The sequence below is a fragment of the Cerasibacillus terrae genome (genome assembly GCF_008039555.1).
Taxonomy (GTDB): domain Bacteria; phylum Bacillota; class Bacilli; order Bacillales; family Amphibacillaceae; genus Cerasibacillus; species Cerasibacillus terrae.
Map to the genome: position 1 here is coordinate 67,146 of NZ_VDUW01000008.1, position 17,970 is coordinate 85,115.

At 34.1% G+C, this 17,970-nt stretch carries 23 protein-coding genes; 22 read left to right on the forward strand and 1 reads right to left on the reverse strand.

The features are described 5' to 3' along the window. Positions 1-92: 92 nt before the first annotated feature. From dnaX to rsmI, 15 genes are all read left to right on the forward strand, one after another. Positions 93-1,772: a DNA polymerase III subunit gamma/tau gene (dnaX, locus tag FHP05_RS11445; RefSeq protein WP_147668360.1), complete on the forward strand. Its 1,680-nt coding sequence runs from the start codon at positions 93-95 to the stop codon at positions 1,770-1,772. A gap of 99 nt (positions 1,773-1,871) precedes the next feature. Further along, positions 1,872-2,189, forward strand: a complete 318-nt coding sequence (locus tag FHP05_RS11450; RefSeq protein WP_147668362.1) for a YbaB/EbfC family nucleoid-associated protein — start codon at positions 1,872-1,874, stop codon at positions 2,187-2,189. 14 nt (positions 2,190-2,203) lie between these two features. After that, positions 2,204-2,800 carry a recombination mediator RecR gene (recR, locus tag FHP05_RS11455; RefSeq protein WP_147668364.1) on the forward strand — a complete coding sequence of 199 codons (597 nt, stop codon included), beginning with the start codon at positions 2,204-2,206 and terminating at the stop codon, positions 2,798-2,800. Between the two features lie 15 nt (positions 2,801-2,815). Beyond that, complete coding sequence (locus FHP05_RS11460) at positions 2,816-3,028, forward strand: YaaL family protein (protein ID WP_147668366.1); 213 nt, start codon at positions 2,816-2,818, stop codon at positions 3,026-3,028. Positions 3,029-3,158: 130 nt separating this feature from the next. Next, positions 3,159-3,425, forward strand: a complete 267-nt coding sequence (locus FHP05_RS11465) for a pro-sigmaK processing inhibitor BofA family protein (protein ID WP_147668368.1) — start codon at positions 3,159-3,161, stop codon at positions 3,423-3,425. A gap of 89 nt (positions 3,426-3,514) precedes the next feature. Further along, positions 3,515-3,709 carry a sigma factor G inhibitor Gin gene (locus FHP05_RS11470; protein WP_147668370.1) on the forward strand — a complete coding sequence of 65 codons (195 nt, stop codon included), beginning with the start codon at positions 3,515-3,517 and terminating at the stop codon, positions 3,707-3,709. 316 nt (positions 3,710-4,025) lie between these two features. Further along, positions 4,026-4,679, forward strand: a complete 654-nt coding sequence (tmk, locus tag FHP05_RS11475; RefSeq protein ID WP_147668372.1) for a dTMP kinase — start codon at positions 4,026-4,028, stop codon at positions 4,677-4,679. Continuing rightward, positions 4,676-5,005 carry a cyclic-di-AMP receptor gene (locus FHP05_RS11480; protein ID WP_147668374.1) on the forward strand — a complete coding sequence of 110 codons (330 nt, stop codon included), beginning with the start codon at positions 4,676-4,678 and terminating at the stop codon, positions 5,003-5,005. The genes tmk and FHP05_RS11480 overlap by 4 nt, the downstream gene beginning before the upstream one ends. 21 nt (positions 5,006-5,026) lie before the next feature. Further along, positions 5,027-5,467 carry a YaaR family protein gene (locus FHP05_RS11485; protein ID WP_147668376.1) on the forward strand — a complete coding sequence of 147 codons (441 nt, stop codon included), beginning with the start codon at positions 5,027-5,029 and terminating at the stop codon, positions 5,465-5,467. A 29-nt stretch (positions 5,468-5,496) separates the two neighbouring features. After that, positions 5,497-6,486, forward strand: a complete 990-nt coding sequence (holB, locus tag FHP05_RS11490) for a DNA polymerase III subunit delta' (RefSeq protein WP_147668378.1) — start codon at positions 5,497-5,499, stop codon at positions 6,484-6,486. A 6-nt stretch (positions 6,487-6,492) separates the two neighbouring features. Next, the gene (locus FHP05_RS11495; protein WP_147668380.1) at positions 6,493-7,320 is read left to right on the forward strand and encodes a PSP1 domain-containing protein; all 828 of its coding nucleotides are present in this window, start codon (positions 6,493-6,495) and stop codon (positions 7,318-7,320) included. A 14-nt stretch (positions 7,321-7,334) separates the two neighbouring features. Next, positions 7,335-7,703: a DNA replication initiation control protein YabA gene (yabA, locus tag FHP05_RS11500; protein WP_147668382.1), complete on the forward strand. Its 369-nt coding sequence runs from the start codon at positions 7,335-7,337 to the stop codon at positions 7,701-7,703. 71 nt (positions 7,704-7,774) lie between these two features. Then, positions 7,775-8,512, forward strand: a complete 738-nt coding sequence (locus FHP05_RS11505) for a tRNA1(Val) (adenine(37)-N6)-methyltransferase (RefSeq protein ID WP_147668384.1) — start codon at positions 7,775-7,777, stop codon at positions 8,510-8,512. Continuing rightward, positions 8,505-8,765, forward strand: a complete 261-nt coding sequence (locus FHP05_RS11510) for a GIY-YIG nuclease family protein (protein ID WP_147668386.1) — start codon at positions 8,505-8,507, stop codon at positions 8,763-8,765. The genes FHP05_RS11505 and FHP05_RS11510 overlap by 8 nt, the downstream gene beginning before the upstream one ends. A 3-nt stretch (positions 8,766-8,768) precedes the next feature. After that, positions 8,769-9,644: a 16S rRNA (cytidine(1402)-2'-O)-methyltransferase gene (gene rsmI / locus FHP05_RS11515; RefSeq protein WP_147668387.1), complete on the forward strand. Its 876-nt coding sequence runs from the start codon at positions 8,769-8,771 to the stop codon at positions 9,642-9,644. 40 nt (positions 9,645-9,684) lie between these two features. Here rsmI and FHP05_RS11520 read toward each other — a convergent pair whose 3' ends face one another. Next, entirely contained in the window at positions 9,685-9,972 is a 288-nt protein-coding gene (locus FHP05_RS11520) for an AbrB/MazE/SpoVT family DNA-binding domain-containing protein (RefSeq protein WP_147668389.1), read from the reverse strand. Positions 9,973-10,444: 472 nt separating this feature from the next. Here FHP05_RS11520 and metG point away from each other — a divergent pair, with 472 nt between their 5' ends. The 7 genes from metG (at position 10,445) to yabG (ending at position 17,833) form a co-directional block, all read left to right on the forward strand. Continuing rightward, the gene (gene metG / locus FHP05_RS11525) at positions 10,445-12,406 is read left to right on the forward strand and encodes a methionine--tRNA ligase (protein ID WP_147668391.1); all 1,962 of its coding nucleotides are present in this window, start codon (positions 10,445-10,447) and stop codon (positions 12,404-12,406) included. A 63-nt stretch (positions 12,407-12,469) separates the two neighbouring features. Next, a complete protein-coding gene (locus FHP05_RS11530) occupies positions 12,470-13,243 on the forward strand; it encodes a TatD family hydrolase (protein WP_147668393.1) in 774 nt (257 codons plus the stop codon). Positions 13,244-13,504: 261 nt separating this feature from the next. Further along, positions 13,505-14,764, forward strand: a complete 1,260-nt coding sequence (locus FHP05_RS11535) for a G5 and 3D domain-containing protein (protein WP_147668395.1) — start codon at positions 13,505-13,507, stop codon at positions 14,762-14,764. 203 nt (positions 14,765-14,967) lie between these two features. Continuing rightward, on the forward strand, positions 14,968-15,540 hold the full coding sequence (gene rnmV, locus FHP05_RS11540) for a ribonuclease M5 (RefSeq protein WP_147668397.1): 573 nt from the start codon (positions 14,968-14,970) through the stop codon (positions 15,538-15,540). Beyond that, on the forward strand, positions 15,533-16,417 hold the full coding sequence (gene rsmA, locus FHP05_RS11545; protein ID WP_147668399.1) for a 16S rRNA (adenine(1518)-N(6)/adenine(1519)-N(6))-dimethyltransferase RsmA: 885 nt from the start codon (positions 15,533-15,535) through the stop codon (positions 16,415-16,417). Before rnmV ends, rsmA begins: the two co-directional genes overlap by 8 nt. 93 nt (positions 16,418-16,510) lie before the next feature. After that, positions 16,511-16,825, forward strand: coding sequence for a hypothetical protein (locus FHP05_RS11550; protein ID WP_147668401.1), 315 nt, complete (start codon positions 16,511-16,513; stop codon positions 16,823-16,825). Positions 16,826-16,948: 123 nt separating this feature from the next. Further along, complete coding sequence (gene yabG, locus FHP05_RS11555) at positions 16,949-17,833, forward strand: sporulation peptidase YabG (RefSeq protein WP_147668403.1); 885 nt, start codon at positions 16,949-16,951, stop codon at positions 17,831-17,833. Positions 17,834-17,970 lie beyond the last annotated feature (137 nt).

A 17,970-nucleotide genomic window follows, 5' to 3' on the forward strand; every position in this document is an offset into this window, starting at 1 on the left:
AAAAATTCCGTGAAATAAGAAATGGTTCAGAAATAGTTCATAATCAATTTTTACTTAGCTATCTAATAGGAAAAGATGGAGGGACATATGAAATGGGTTATCAAGCATTATATCGGAAATGGCGACCACGAACATTTCAAGATGTTGTCGGCCAATCACATATCACAAAAACATTGCAAAATGCGATTATGCAAAATAAGTTTTCACATGCTTATTTATTTTCTGGCCCACGTGGGACAGGAAAAACGAGTGCAGCTAAGATTTTTGCACAAGCGATTAACTGTGAACATGCACCAGCGAAGGAACCATGTAATAAATGTGATGCTTGCCTCGGTATTTTGAATGGATCTATTTCAGATGTCATTGAAATGGATGCTGCTTCCAATACAAGTGTAGAAGATGTACGCGAAATTCGTGATAATGTAAAATATGCATCTAGTGCTGTTCCTTATAAAGTGTATATTATTGATGAGGTACATATGATATCAACGAGTGCTTTTAATGCATTATTAAAAACATTGGAAGAACCACCAAAACATGTTGTTTTTATCCTGGCGACAACTGAACCACATAAAATCCCATTAACGATTATCTCTCGTTGTCAGCGTTTTGATTTCAAACCAATTTCAACACAGAGTCTTGCTAAGCGAATGGAATACATTGCCCAAGAGGAGAATACGTCCGTATCTAAGGAAGCATTACATGCCATCGCATTAGCGGCAGAAGGTGGCATGCGAGATGCACTAAGTATTTTGGACCAAACAATTTCCTACAGTGATGATGAAGTTGAATTAGCTGATGTATTAGCAGTAACAGGAGGAGTATCACAGCGAATTTTAACAGATATCGTAACGGCAATGCATAAGCAAGATATTCAAAAAGGGTTAGAACTTTTTGATGATATTATTCAAGGTGGGAAAGATCCCGGTCGATTTGTCTATGATTTAATTTACTTCTTGCGTGACCTGCTATTGTATAGGAGTGCTCCTAATCTAGAAGATATTTTAGAACGGGCAAGGGTTGATGAGGCCTTTCAACAATTGGCAGATAGCGTTTCTGAGGCGTGGATTCAAGATTCGATTATTAGAATGAATGAATGTCAACAAGAAATTAAATGGACAAATAATCCAAAAGTGTTTATTGAAATTGCCATTATTTCCATTACAAACAGACATACAGAAGAAAATACGGAAAATCAATCAGATGTTTCCTCAGAAGACACGGCAAAATTAATTCATAAAATGACACAATTAGAAAAAGAAATAGCTACTCTAAAACAGGCACCGATACAAAGAGCAGAGTCCACCCCTTCTAAACCAAGAAGAAGACAAACGCATAAATCAAAAAATAGTTATAAAGTACCATTTGAACGAATTCGCTTAACATTACAAGAAGCGGAAAAACAGGCATTAAAACAAGTCCAATCAGAATGGGCGGCATTTTTAAACCAATTGAAAAAGACGAATGCACCAGCACATGCGACTATTCAAGATTCAAAGCCTGTTGCCGCATCCAGTCATACAGTGGTTGTTGCTTTTAAATATGAAATACACTGTTCTTTATTTTTAGATAACCAACCATTAGCAGAATCAATTTTAGCAGATGTACTACAACAAGAGCTAACCATTATTCCAATACCAGTTGATGAATGGAAAACACTACGTAATGAATATGTAAAAAAGCAGGACCATAAACAAGAAGATCAAGGGGATCCCGTTGTAGAGAAAGCAAAGCAGCTTTTTGGAGATGATGTTGTTCAAGTACATGATTAGGATAAAAATTGGATTCCTACTTGAAACTCTCGTATAATTAAAAGTTGTAAATTGAAAATTTAATTATTCAATATAATAACGTAAAAGGAGGCGTTTTCCATGAAAGGAATGGGAAATATGGGAAATATGATGAAACAAATGCAAAAAATGCAGAAGAAAATGATGAAAGCACAAGACGAACTACATGAAATGACTTTCGAAGCATCTGCTGGTGGTGGAATGGTGACAATCACTGCAAATGGAAAGAAAGAAATTACAGATATTAAGATAGAAGAAGAAGTTGTCGATCCAGATGATATTGAAATGCTACAAGATTTAATCCTTGCAGCAACAAATGATGTATTGAAACAAATTGATGATAAAACAGCTCAAACAATGGGGCAGTTCACGAAAGGGTTACCTGGTGGAATGTTCTAGGAGGCCAAAACCATATGTATTATCCAGAGCCAATTTCTAAGTTGATTGACAGTTTTACAAAATTGCCAGGAATCGGACCAAAAACAGCCGTACGTCTGGCTTTTTTTGTTTTAAATATGAAAGAAGATGATGTAATCGAGTTTGCACAAGCACTTGTAAATGCAAAAAGAAAATTAACACATTGCTCCATCTGTGGTCATATAACAGATCAAGAACCTTGTGCAATATGCCAAGATACATCACGAGATGAATCTGTTATTTGTGTTGTCCAAGATTCAAAAGATGTCATTGCTATGGAGAAAATGAAAGAATTTAATGGGAAATATCATGTCTTAAACGGAGCTATTTCACCAATGGATGGAATTGGACCAGAAGATATCAATGTACCATCCTTGTTAAATCGTTTAAAGGATGAACAGGTGAAAGAACTTATTCTCGCAACCAATCCGAATATTGAAGGGGAAGCAACTGCAATGTATATTTCTCGCCTTGTGAAGCCATCTGGAATAAAGACAACACGTATTGCCCATGGTCTTCCTGTTGGTGGCGATTTAGAATATGCGGATGAAGTGACTTTATCTAAAGCATTAGAGGGTAGAAGAGAATTATAGAATATAGGTGACAGCATGAGGAGAAAAAAGAGAAAACAACAAATTGATGGGGAATTATTAGATGCTATATTTGCGGTAGAAAAGGAATGGAAACAAGTTCGATCTATTGTAGAAAAAAGTATTGAGCCATCTATAGAAGGAGTAAACCGTGTTAAAATTGCAGAAGCAAAATATATTTTCTTATTACAAGAAGCTAGACGGAGAAAAATTAGTGCTATTCGTTTATGACCGTTCCTAGAAAGACAAGGAAGAACATCATTTTCCTTGTCTTTTTCCTTATCATCATTTATTTTTCAGTTCTTATTTTCTTTTCTTTTTCATAAGCTTGCTAATAGGAGAAGGAAAAGGGAGTGGAACGATGAATCCTACACTAATTATATCTATTTTGGTCGGTTTAATTATTATTTTATTATTTGTTGGTGCTCCGGTGAAATTAATGCGTTTTATAGGACAGAGTATGATTAAAGTGGGTATTGGAGTCTTGCTTTTATTTTTCATCAATATAATAGGGGGTTCGTTTGGGCTTCATATACCTATTAATCTATTTACAGTAATTGTGTCTGGTTTTTTGGGGTTATTTGGTATTGTTTCTCTTGCTGCAATTCAATTATTTATTTTTCCATAAGTTTATTTCGATTTTATATGAAAAAATCTTACGTTTTCTCGTATAAATTCTATTAGATTAGGAGAAACTAAACTAATGGAGGTGAATATATGGGGAAACAGGCGCTACAATGGGAAAAATGTGGAATATGTGATGAACGAAAAGAACGTGGTATCCATTTATACACGATGTATATTTGCTGTGATTGTGAGCATCAGATGATTCATACAGAACCTAGTGAAGAAAAGTACCGTTATTATATACAAAAATTAAAACATATGAATCAATCAACATTATTTTCATAGATAATTGTCTTTGCATATCGTTTGCAAAGGCTTTTTTGTTGGTTAAAAATGTATCCTTCTATAGATAGATTTATATTTAAGCACAGAGAATTAGAATTTTTTCATGAAAAATAAAAATAAAATAGAAAATGTATAGAACTTCCATGAAATAGGATGGCAATACATGCTACAATGAAAATGAAAGACCGATTAAGGAATCTTCATTTAATCTGTATTATCATAGATAATATTGGAAAAAAATATAGAAATGAATAAGGTATGTATAAGCATCTGATATAAAGGATATAAAGATTGCCTGATTGAAGGAGAAATAAAAGTGAGCGGTTATTTTATTACGTTTGAGGGTGGCGAAGGAGCGGGGAAGACAACAGTTCTTTTTGCCTTAGAAAAGCAATTAACAGAATTAGGGTTTGATGTATTAACAACACGTGAACCTGGCGGGATTGCCATAGCGGAAAAAATTCGTGATATTATTTTAACGCCAGCACATACAGAAATGGATGGTAGAACAGAGGCGCTCCTATATGCTGCAGCTAGAAGACAACATTTGGTAGAAAAGATTATTCCCGCACTAAAACAAGGAAAAGTAGTTCTATGTGATCGTTTTATCGACTCCAGCTTAGCCTATCAAGGGCATGCAAGAAATCTTGGGATAGATGAAGTATTTGCGATTAATCAATTTGCTATCCAAGAAGTGATGCCCGATATGACATTATTTTTTGAAATTAAGCCAAAAGAAGGATTAAAACGGATCTCAGCGAATAAAGATAGAGAAAGAAACCGTTTAGATTTAGAAACATTGGCTTTCCATGAAAAAGTATATGAAGCTTATCATATTCTTTTGGATAAGTTTCCAAATCGGATTCGAAAGATTAATGCAAATCAACAATTAGAAGATGTCATAAAGGATACACTAGAACAAATTACTTTCTTTTTGAATGAGAAAAAAATAGGAGGGAATTACAAATGAAGTTGCTTATTGCAGTTGTCCAAGATAAAGATTCCAATAGACTTATTGAAGCTCTAGGAGAAGGGAATTTTAAGACAACGAAACTTGCATCAACTGGTGGGTTTTTAAAAGAAGGGAATACGACATTAATGATTGGTTGTGACGATGATTATGTGGAAGACGCACTTGATATTATCCGTGATAACTGTTCCCAGCGTGAACAAATGGTAGCACCGATTTCACCAATGGGAGGAAATGCTGACTCTTATATTCCAAGACCTGTAAAAGTAGAAGTTGGTGGAGCGACTGTATTTGTTTTACCTGTTGAATCATTTTTTCAATTTTAATAGAAGAAAGAGGCTGAATCGATGAAAATTACTCAAGAAATGCATACGAAACTAGATACGGCGAAAAAAAATTTCCAAATTACTTCAGATTCAAAGCAATCATTTAACCAAATCGTTCAGTCTCAAGCACAGCAAATGAAACAAAAAGAGCTTACAAGATTAATGGAAAATATCGATGCACAAGGTGAGCGATTACTCCGTCATAGGTCTTTTCGGGATTTAGCCACATTTAAACGTCTTGTAAAGTCTTTTTTAAAAGAAGCAGTTACAAATGGGTTAGATTTAGAAAAGTCACACCATTTTAGTTATACTGGATCTAGTCGCCAATTAGCAATTATCAAAGAAGTAGATCAGAAATTATTGGAGCTAACAGATGAAGTATTATCCGAAGAACAAAAGGGAGTAGATCTATTAGGAATGATAGGGGAAATTAAAGGTCTACTCGTTAATTTATATATATAGCTTTATTTTAAAATAGAAGAGGGATGGACATGAAAACATGGTCTGAGGCAACGGAAGTGCAGCCACTAGTAAGTAAAATTATGATAAACAGTATCCAAAAGGGCCGTCTCTCGCATGCTTACCTATTTCAGGGAGAGCGTGGAACAGGTAAATCTTCCCTAGCACTTCTTTTGGCAAAGACATTATTCTGTGAACATAAAACAGGTGTTGAGCCATGTCATGAGTGCGTAATGTGTAAGCGAATCGAATCAGGAAACCATCCTGATGTACATTGGATAGAACCTGACGGGCAGTCAATAAAAATTGCACAAATTGAAGAGCTACAAAAGGAATTTGCTTATACTGGGTTAGAGTCTAATCAGAAAGTGTACATTATTAAGGATGCAGACACATTAACTGTAAATGCGGCAAACCGAATTTTGAAATTTTTAGAAGAACCTAGCCGTGAGACCACAGCAATGATGCTTACAGAAAATAGCCAATCCATTCTTCCGACAATTCGCTCACGCTGTCAAATGCTTGATTTACGTCCATTGAATCCCGTCCATTTTCAACAGCAATTAATCGAGGAAGATATCCCTAAATCAAATGCTCGTCTTTTAAGTGCATTAACAAATAATTTGCATGATGCACATGAATTACATCAGGATGAGTCTTTTGTACAAGCAAGAAGATTAGTGATACAATTAATAGAAATGTTTACTCGGGATTCGGATGATGCTTATTTATTCATTCATCAAAAGTGGATTCCTTTTTTCAAAGATAGATTAGAACAAGAACAAGCATTGGATTTATTATTGCTTGCTTTTCGGGATTTGTTATATTTTCATATAGATAAAAAAGATTCCATCGTTTTTTTTGAACAAAACGATGAACGATTAGATCAATTCATATTATCATTTACTGAAGAAAGTATGATTTATATTTTGCAATATATATTAGAGGCAAAACGTAAATTAAAACAACATGTCCAACCAACATTAGTAATGGAACAGCTCACATTGCAAATACAGAGGTGATAAAGTTTGATAAAAGTAATAGGTGTCCGCTTTAAGAAAGCGGGTAAGATATACTATTTTGACCCGAACGGATTTGCTATGGAGCTTGATGATCATGTTATTGTCGAAACAGCTCGTGGCATAGAATTCGGAAAAATTGTTCTGCTTGATAAAATAGTAGATGAGGAAGATGTTATTTTTCCATTGAAAAAAGTGCTACGCATAGCAGACAATCAAGATAAATTAACCGTCAAGAAGAACGAGGAATATGCAAAAGAAGCATTAAAAATTTGTGCGGATAAAATAGCCAAGCATGAACTAGAGATGAAATTAATTGAAGTAGATTACACCTTTGACCGTAATAAAATTATTTTTTACTTCACAGCAGATGGCCGTATTGACTTTAGAAATTTAGTGAAAGATTTAGCAGCTCAATTTAAAACAAGAATTGAACTTAGACAAATTGGTGTTCGTGATGAAGCAAAAATGCTTGGTGGAATTGGGCCATGTGGCCGTATGCTTTGTTGTTCAACATTTTTAGGTGACTTCGAACCAGTTTCAATAAAAATGGCAAAAGATCAAAACTTGTCATTAAATCCTGCTAAAATTTCTGGTTTATGTGGACGACTTATGTGCTGTTTAAAATATGAAAATGACCAATATGAAGAAGCAAAACGTGAATTACCAGATATTGGTACATCTGTTGAAACACAATATGGTCAAGGAGTAGTCGTAGGGTTAAATATATTGGAAAAGCTTATTCAAATAAAATTAACAGAATTAGAACGTGTCGTTGAATATACGATAGATGAAATGATTGAAGAAGGAATCATTACAACGCAAGCTACAGAATAGTAGGGTGAAGAAGCGTGAAAAAACGGCAAATATTTGATCAAGTAATGGATATGAAAAAGCAAATTGGTGAGTTTTATGAACAATTAGGTGAATTAAAGGATAAATTAAGTATTCTCCTAGAAGAAAACCATCGTTTAGAAATGGAAAACCATCATTTGCGGAATCGTATGGAACATAAGCAAAAAGGAACAGATGATCCTATTCATGATCACGTTGATGATGAAAATCAGGAAGATGACGATCAAGCTATCCCAGGAGAAGGTTATGATAATCTGGCAAGAATATACGAAGAGGGATTTCATATTTGTAATTTAGAATTTGGCTCTCCTAGGGAAGAAGATTGTATTTTCTGTTTGGATCTTCTCAGTAAGAAAAATGGATAAAAGGCTGTCTTCCTCATATGGGAGGCAGTTTTTATTTCCCTTTAATTGTTTTTAAGAAAGGATTATGAACAATGGAGTTATATGGAGATGAACGTATAGATTATTTATTAGCAGATAAAAGCATGCAAATTATTCAAAGCCCAACAGCATTTTCTTTTTCCCTTGATGCAGTTTTATTAGCTCATTTTGCAAGAGTACCTATTAAAAAGGGGGAGATTCTTGATTTATGTACTGGAAATGGAGTTATTCCCTTATTATTATCTAAACGAACTGTTGCTAAAATTACTGGTGTAGAAATTCAAGAACGGATTTTCGATATGGGAAAGAGAAGTGTTCAGTGGAATGGACTGACAGAACAAATTGATTTAATTCATGGTGATTTAAAAGAAATGCTACCAGTGTTAGGGCATAGTTCTTTTGATGTTGTAACATGTAATCCACCTTATTTTCCGACCCCTGCACGTACAGAACATAATACAAATCAATATTTAACCATTGCTCGTCATGAAGTTTATTGTACATTGGAAGATGTGGTGAAAGCATGCAAATTGCATGTACGACCAGGGGGAAAAGTAGCAATGGTGCATCGACCAGGGAGATTGGTTGACATATTAACGTTATTTCGGAAATATCGAATTGAACCGAAGCGTCTGCGTCTTGTTTATCCAAAGAGGAAAAAGGAAGCAAATATTTTACTAGTAGAAGGAATCCGTGATGGTAAGGCAGATCTAAAAATATTGCCACCCTTATATATTTATAATCAGGACGGAAAATATACAGAAGAAGCGGAAGAAATCATATATGGATAAACATATGGTCTATATATTGAAATGTAAAGATAATACATTGTATACAGGTTATACGAATGATTTAAACGAACGATTAAAGATGCATGAATCTGGAAAAGGTGCTAAATATACACGTGGTAGAGGTCCTTTTGAAATAATGTATGTGGAAACCTTTCTAACAAAACAAGAGGCAATGCGTCGGGAGTATGCGATTAAACAATTATCACGGAAACAAAAAATTGACCTTATTGAAGAATTTGAGAAAGAAGGGTAAACGATGAACAATCAAAAAAGCTTTGTTCCTGTAGATACAGGTACATTATATGTTGTTCCAACTCCGATTGGGAATTTAGAAGATATTACACTTCGGGCATTAAACATTCTGAAAGCTGTCTCACTTATTGCTGCAGAAGATACACGAAATACGAAGAAATTACTTAATCATTTTGAAATAACAACCCCTCTTATCAGTTATCATGAGCATAGTAAAAAGGCGAAGGAACAATTGTTAATAGAAAAGCTGCTACAAGGAGAAGAAATTGCCCTCGTTAGTGATGCTGGAATGCCAGCAATCTCTGATCCTGGTTCTAAATTAATCCAAGAAGCGATTCAGGAGGATATTCCCATTGTGGTATTACCAGGAGCAAATGCTGCATTATGTGCTCTAGTTGGTTCTGGCCTGCCAACAAAACAATTTTTGTTCTATGGTTTTCTTCCGCGTAAAAAAAAGGAAAAAAAAGAGGAATTAGAACGTTTGATGGCCAATAAAGCAACACTTCTTTTTTATGAATCTCCATATAGAGTAAAAGATACGATAAAAGTCATTGAGGGAGTTTTCGGGGGGGAAACACGGATTGCGCTTGTTCGTGAATTAACAAAACGCTTTGAAGAATATATTCGTGGAACGGTGGAAGAAGTTCTTGCTTGGATAGAAGAGCATGAGCTAAAAGGGGAATGTTGTATCGTTCTAGAAAATAATAATGACCAACAAAATAATGGAGATTTATTATGGTGGAGTAATCTTTCCATCACTGAACATGTAGACCACTATGTGAAGAAAGGAAGTACAAAGAAAAATGCCATTAAACAAGTTGCTATAGAAAGAAAACTACCAAAGCGAGAAGTATACCAGACCTATCATTTTGATGCATAAAAAAACGCTTGTTGTCAGAGACATACAAGCGTTTTTTCCTCTATTTATTCTTTTCTGAAAAACCTGCTTGAATTTCCTGAATGAGTTGCTCAGCACCTTCCGGACTAAGAACGAGTTTTCCACCAGCAATTGAAATATTTCGATCAGATACTTCCCCTGTTACATGGCAGGCCATATTTGGTTCATATCTTTTTAATACAATATTTTCCCCGTCAACATAAATTTCAATTGGATCTTTAATTTCAATTCCAAGGGAACGGCGAATTTCAATTGGAATTACAATTCTACCAAGTTCATCAACTTTCCGTACAATACCAGTAGATTTCATTTTACCTCTCCTCCATATTTTAAATATTTCATACGTAGCTTAATAATCCGTGTCATTCCCTAGAAGGGGTCCCCAGCACGTTTATACTTCAAAAATTAGTATGAAAATATTAATCTCCACTTTCTTTAAAAATATTCCAAAAATTCACAGAGTGACAATATACAAATATTTAAGAGCAGTACACAATAGGTTCTATTTATAGGAAAATTTAGTACTATTATACATTTATTAAAAACAAGGATGCAAGTATATAAACTATAATTTATAATTTTTAATAGATGTTTTAACATATTTTGTTATGAATGGTACCATTAAATATAGTTATTAAAAAAGTAACTTTTTTAATAAACATATTGGTATATGAAATATATAATAAGTTAAAAATGAACTGCTAATGGAAATCTACAAAAAAAGTCGATACAATAGGATTAATAACGATTTTTCGATAGTCATTTAAGGAGGAAGGATAATAATGTCGGAAGAAAAGAAAACTTTTTATATTACGACACCAATTTACTATCCGAGTGATAAATTACATATAGGCCATGCCTATTCTACTATTGCTGGTGATGCGATGGCCCGTTATAAACGGCTGCGTGGTTTCGATGTGATGTATTTGACGGGAACAGACGAGCATGGACAGAAAATACAGCGTACAGCGAAGGAACATGGTGTAAAACCGATTGAATATGTGGATCAAATCGTTCAATCCATTCAAGATTTATGGAAAAGGTTAAAAATAACAAATGATGATTTTATCCGGACAACAGAAGATCGTCACAAACAAGCTGTTCAAAAAATATTTGACAAGCTAGTGAAACAAGGTGATATCTATTTAGATCAATATGAAGGATGGTATTGTACACCTTGTGAATCCTTTTTTACTGAAAGACAATTAGAAGAAGGAAAATGCCCAGATTGCCATCGCTCTGTCGAAAAGGTGAAAGAAGAGTCATATTTCTTTAAAATGAGTAAATATGCAGATCGATTACTTCAATATTATGAAGAGCATCCGGAATTCATTTTGCCCGAGAGTCGGAAAAATGAGATGATTAATAACTTTTTAAAACCAGGGTTAGAAGACTTAGCTGTTTCTCGTACGACATTTGACTGGGGAATAAAAGTTCCAGAAGATCCAAAACATGTAATTTATGTGTGGATTGATGCCTTAACAAACTATATTACTGCATTAGGCTATACTACCGATCAAGATGGAAAGTTTAAGAAGTATTGGCCAGCAGATGTTCATTTAATTGGAAAGGAAATTGTTCGTTTCCATACGATTTATTGGCCAATCATTTTAATGGCTCTTGATTTACCTTTACCTAAAAAAGTGTATGCCCATGGTTGGATTTTAATGAAAGATGGGAAAATGTCGAAATCAAAGGGAAATGTTATTGACCCTGTAACGTTAATTGAACATTATGGTTTAGATGCATTACGTTATTATTTATTACGTGAAGTCCCATTTGGTCATGATGGTGTATTTACACCAGAGGCCTTTGTAGAAAGAGTTAACTATGATCTAGCCAATGATTTAGGTAACTTATTGAATCGAACAGTAGCAATGATTGATAAGTATTTTGCTGGTGTCATTCCATCTTATAAGAGCGGTGAGACGGAAGTTGACAAATCCTTAGAAAAATTAATTGAAGAAGCGGTTCAGCAAGTAGAACAAGCAATGGACAATATGGAATTCCATACAGCACTTGCAGCAATTTGGAACGTTATTAGTCGAACAAATAAATATATTGATGAAAACGAACCATGGATTTTAGCGAAAGATGATACGAAGAAAGATCGATTAGCGAATGTAATGGCTCATTTATCCGATTCCTTGCGAATTGTTGGGGTGATGTTGCAACCATTCTTAGTTGATTCGACAGAAGGATTATTTAACCAACTTGGATTAACTGACTCCAAGTATAAAGAATGGGATAGTATTTATAAACAAGGAATCATTAAAGAAGGAACAACCATTCAAAAAGGAAAACAACTCTTTCCGCGTTTAGAAATGGATAAAGAAATCGAAAAAATTGCTACACTGATGGGAAAAACAGGGGAAAAGAAAGAACAAGATGAAAAGAAGGAATCAGAAGGAAAAGCAGAAATTACTTTTGATGAATTTATGAAAATGGATTTACGAGTAGCAGAAGTATTAGCTTGTGAAAAAGTTAAAGGAGCAGATAAATTACTTAAATTCCAATTGAATCTTGGAACAGAGAAACGTCAAGTGATCTCAGGCATTGCCAAATATTATGATCCAAATCAATTAATTGGAAAAAAGGTTGTCTGTGTAACCAATTTAAAACCGGTGAAATTACGTGGTGAATGGTCAGAAGGAATGATTTTATCTGGAGAAGATGAGAAGTCTGGGAAACTTTCCTTGGTATCTGTTGACCAGTCATTACCAGCTGGCTCTGTTGTAAAATAAATAAAAAGGCCAATCTCTTTCGTTAGAGGTTGGCTTTCTTCTAATGGAAAGGTGAGAAAACAGATGTTATTTGATACACATGTACATTTAAACGCAGATCAATTTGTAGAAGATCGTGAAGAAGTGATTGAACGTGCCAAAGATGCAGGCATAAAATACATGAATGTCGTTGGTTTTGATCGAAAAACAATTACATTAGCAATGGAAATTGCTGAACAATATGAAAATATTTATGCTTCTGTTGGCTGGCATCCAGTTGATGCAATTGATATGACAGAGAAAGACTTGATATGGATTGAAGAGTTAACAAAACATCCAAAAGTGGTTGCACTTGGTGAAATGGGATTAGATTATCATTGGGATAAATCACCGAAAGAAATTCAAAAACAAGTATTTCGTAAGCAAATTCGTCTTGCTAAGAAGCTAAACATGCCAATTATTATTCATAATCGTGAGGCAACAGAAGATGTCTTAGAAATTTTACACGATGAAAATGCAACAGAAATTGGCGGAATTATGCATTGTTACAGTGATTCTGTTGACTACGTGCAAACGATATTAGATATGAATTTTTATATTTCACTTGGAGGACCAGTTACTTTTAAAAATGCAACAATGCCAAAAGAAGTGGCTAAAATTGTCCCATTAAATCGCTTATTAATAGAAACAGATGCCCCGTATTTAGCACCACATCCTAATCGTGGGAAACGAAATGAACCAGCTTATGTATCCCTAGTTGCTCAAAAAATAGCAGAATTACGAGGAATTTCTTTTGAAGAAGTTAGTAAAAGAACAACTGAAAATGCATGTGAATTTTTTCAAATCAAGTCATTTTAATTCCATTTATTAACATTAAATGGAATTAAATGGAATATATAATATGCAAAAAGGTCGATTTTATAATCGATCTTTTTATTTTGGCGAAAATATAACGTAAGTTTGAATCCGTTATGCCACTTAGCTTTGGGGAATATCAAAAGGGTTAGTTTAAGGTATATTCTTGATTGTAATCAAAATGTAATTTAATCGTAATCGGAATAACTTTGACATTGGATATGCCCTTTTACTATAATCAATGTCGATTAAGGAGGCGGATGCATGAGAAAATTATTAGATCTATTTCCATCATCAAAAATAAGACCATTTATTTCTACAATTGGTGTATTAGCGCTGACATTCTTTTCAGTAGTTGTTATTTTTGAAGCTACACGAGTGGAAGTAGTATTTGCTGATAATGGGGAAAATCAAACAATTAAAACCCATGCAGACACAGTTGAAGACCTTTTAGCGGAAATTGGAATTACTGTCGGAACATATGATAAACTCTCACACGATATAGATACAGCAATTAAAGATGGAATGGAAATTAAATTTACAACAGCAAAGAAAGTGAAAGTAAGCATGGATGGGGTAGAAGAAACGATTAATACTACAACAGATACAGTTGAAGACTTTTTAAATGAACAGCACTTATCCCTTTCTAAATATGATGATCTATCCCATGAAAAAGATGCTGAAATTACGAATGGAATGAATCTTGAAATTGTAAAAGCATTCCCGATAATTGTGAAGGATGGAAAGAAAAAACCAAAAAAGTTAATGACTACTGGTGGAAAAGTAAAAGACTTACTTGAAAAGGAGAATATTGACTTTGATGAAGATAGTGATGATAAATTAAATGTCAAATTAGCAGATTCTGTTAAAAAAAATATGGATATCATTATTACCCGCGTACAGACAGAAACTATAGAAGAAGTCAATAGAATTCCATATCAGACGGTCAAGGAAAATGATTCAAATCTTACAAAAGGAAAAGAAAAAGAAATCAAAGCAGGAAAAGAAGGTTTACTAGTCAAAAAAGTAAAAGTAACAAAGGAAAATGGAAAAATTGCTGATAAGAAGGTAATTGATGAAAAAGTAGAAAAAGAAGCGGTTGATCGGATTGTAGCAGTTGGAACAAAGGAACAAGAACCAATTATAACAAAAACATCTACAACAGCAGCTACACCTACAGCATCAAAACCTAAACAGGACAATCGACCAAGTAAATCTACATCTTCTAAATCAGAAAATGTACTCTATATGGATGCAAGTGCATATACTGCGTCATGTAATGGATGTTCAGGATATACATCAACAGGAATTAATATAAAAGACAACCCAAATAAGAAAGTAGTTGCAGTCGATCCAAGTGTTATTCCATTAGGTTCTACTGTTTGGGTAGAAGGATACGGAACAGCAATTGCTGGTGATACTGGTGGATCAATTGTAGGCCATCGTATTGACCTTCATTTCCCAACGAAAAACGATGCATATGCATTTGGAAGAAAGAAAGTAAAGGTAAAAATACTTAAATAATAAATTAAAAAATTGCTCTTACCATGTTATAGTGGTAAGAGCAATCTTATTATAGAATTGTTTGTAGGCTGTTTTATTAATGATTGTTGTTATTGGAAGGTTTAACTTTAAAAAATATACAAAAACAGTCTTGCATAAAGAATAATAGGAAAGAAACGATATAGATAGGTTTAATTGTTATCTATAAGAGAAGAGGAACAGGTTTGAAAATAAAAGAAGTTATTGTTGTAGAAGGGAAATCAGATACCGTAAAAATAAAACAAGCTGTACAAGCAGATACGATTGAAACAAATGGATCGGCCATTGATTCTTTTACTTTAGGACAAATTCGCCATGCACAGAATAAAAGAGGTATTATTATTTTTACAGACCCAGATTATCCTGGAGAACGGATTCGTCATATTATTGATCAATCTGTGCCAGGGTGTAAACATGCATTTCTAACGAAGGAAAAGGCAAGGGCAAAACATCCAAAAAATAAAAGCCTTGGTATTGAGCATGCCTCTGTAGAATCTATCCAAAAAGCTTTAGAGTCTGTGTATGAACTTGTTCCTGAAATAGATATTACACCAATAATTGAAAAGGATGACCTGATGCGCTTAGGACTTATCGGGGGATCAGGAGCATACAAACGGAGAAAACGTCTAGGAGAAATATTGAATATAGGGCATGTGAATGGGAAACAATTGCAAAAACGGCTAACGATGTTTCAAATAACGAAAAATCAACTAAAATCAGCCTTACAAGAAATAGAAAGGGAAGAAATGAATGAGTGAAAAATATATAGCAACACCAACAAAAACGAAAGATATTTTAAAAAAGTTTAATTTTTCCTTTAAGAAAAGTTTAGGGCAAAATTTTTTAGTAGATGTGAATATTTTAGATAATATCATTCATCATGCAGGAATTGATAAGACAACTGGGGTTATCGAAATTGGACCGGGAATTGGAGCATTGACCGAACAACTCGCACGCCATGCTGAGCATGTTGTTGCTTTGGAAATTGATAAGCGTTTAGTTCCTATTTTAGAAGATACATTAGAAGCGTACGAAAACATCGATATTCTTCTTGAAGATGTGTTAAAAGCGGATTTACATCAAATCATCCAGCAATACTTTCCAAAACAAAAAGAGATTCATATTGTTGCCAATCTCCCATATTATATTACAACACCCATTTTAATGAAGTTGCTACGAGAAAATTTACCAATTACAAGTATTACGGTGATGATTCAAAAAGAGGTAGCCGAACGAATGGCTGCTAAACCAAAAACAAAAAGTTATGGTTCGTTAACGATTGCAATGCAATATTACACAGATGCAGAAATAATGATGCATGTGCCGAAGACAGTGTTCATCCCACAACCAAACATCGAATCAAGCATTTTAAAGTTAACCAAGCGAAGTAAACCGCCAGTGGATGTTAAGGACGAGGATTTCTTTTTTGAAATTGTTAAGGCAAGCTTTGCTCAGCGGAGGAAGACGCTTCGGAATAATTTAAATCGTTTTTTAAAAGATTCAATGTCCAAAGAGGAAATTAAACACATATTAGACGAAATTGGAATAGATGGATCAAGGCGTGGAGAAACATTAACCATAGAGGAATTTGCCAATCTTGCAAATGCCATTTTAGAAAAATCTCTTGAATTTTGAGAAGTAAAAGCTCCCTTGTTAAAGAGTGTCGACTTTTTCTGAAAATACTGTTATATTTAGATAAATGTTAATTTTTGAAGGAGTTGACTTAATTTGTCTGTTTCGCGAATTCTGAAGTGGATTACTGGCGGCTTGGAAGCGGTTTTAGGGATTCCGGTGATAGGTGCTACAATTATTATTGGTTTTTCTTGGTTACCTTTAGTCTTCATGTTAGCATTTCATATCGTCACACTCGTATTAACGAAAAAAGATGGTGGTGCATCGACTGGTAGTATTTTAGGAATTATCACATCTTGCATTGGTTGGATTCCATTTGCCGGAATGATCATGCATATTCTTTCTGCTATTTTCCTTATGATTGATGCAGCTAAACCAGATGATAAAACTATAAAAAATGTTGTAGCATGACAAATATAGATGGGTAAATCATTCAAGCAACGGAGTGGTTTATCCATTTTTTATGTACATATTGATCCTACATCACATAGGCTATTATATAGAGTTGATTTTTAATGATGATGGGGTGGAACTATGGGAAAGATTCAGCCATTTTCAATAGGTGAAAGGGTAACGAGAAAATCTTATAATCATGACGTATTATTTCGGGTTGCATCTGTAAAACAAGAATATGCCTTTTTACACGGGGAAGATATTCGTTTGATTGCTGATGCCCCTATGTCAGATTTACAAATAATAGAAGAACGCGAACTTAAAAAAAGGCAAGAAAGAGAGAAAGAAAAGGAGGAATATTCTTACCGTTTGTTTCGCCAAGATTATCAATTAATGAAAGAAAAACGTGATTATATATCAAGTAATGGCTATAATTATGAAAATTTTTTTCAAATCCCGCCTCGGGTACTACATTTAGATGGGGATGTTTCTTATTTAAAAAAATGCATTAAATATTACGAACGAATTGGTTTACAAGTACATGGTGTCCACGTTCCTGAGAAGGATATGCCTTTTCAAATTGGGGATCTGGTGAAAAAAATCCAACCAAACATCATCATAATAACTGGCCATGATTCCTTTTCCAAACAAAAAGGGGAAAAGCACGAACTAAGAGCATATCGTAATTCTAAACATTTTGTGGAAGCGGTACGTGAAGCGCGAAAAATTATTCCATCTTTAGATCAATTGGTCATCTTTGCTGGTGCATGTCAATCGCATTTTGAATTATTGATTCGGGCTGGGGCTAATTTTGCTAGTTCCCCATCAAGAATAAATATTCACGCACTTGATCCAGTTTATATCGTTGCTAAAATAGCGTATACATCATTTATGGAGAAAGTCAATGTATGGGAAGTGCTTCGGAATACATTAACAGGTGAAAAAGGTATTGGTGGCATTGAAACCAGGGGAATGCATCGTACAGGAATGCCATATCTGAACGATGAAGATATAGCAGAAATGTAAAATGCCTTAGAATTATTTATTTGATTCAATTTTAAAGGAACTGTATGTAAGCTTGAATTATAACTTACATACATAAATTGTTAACAAATAGAAATAATAAGGATAAATAGTGAATTTATGTATTGCATGAATTCGAA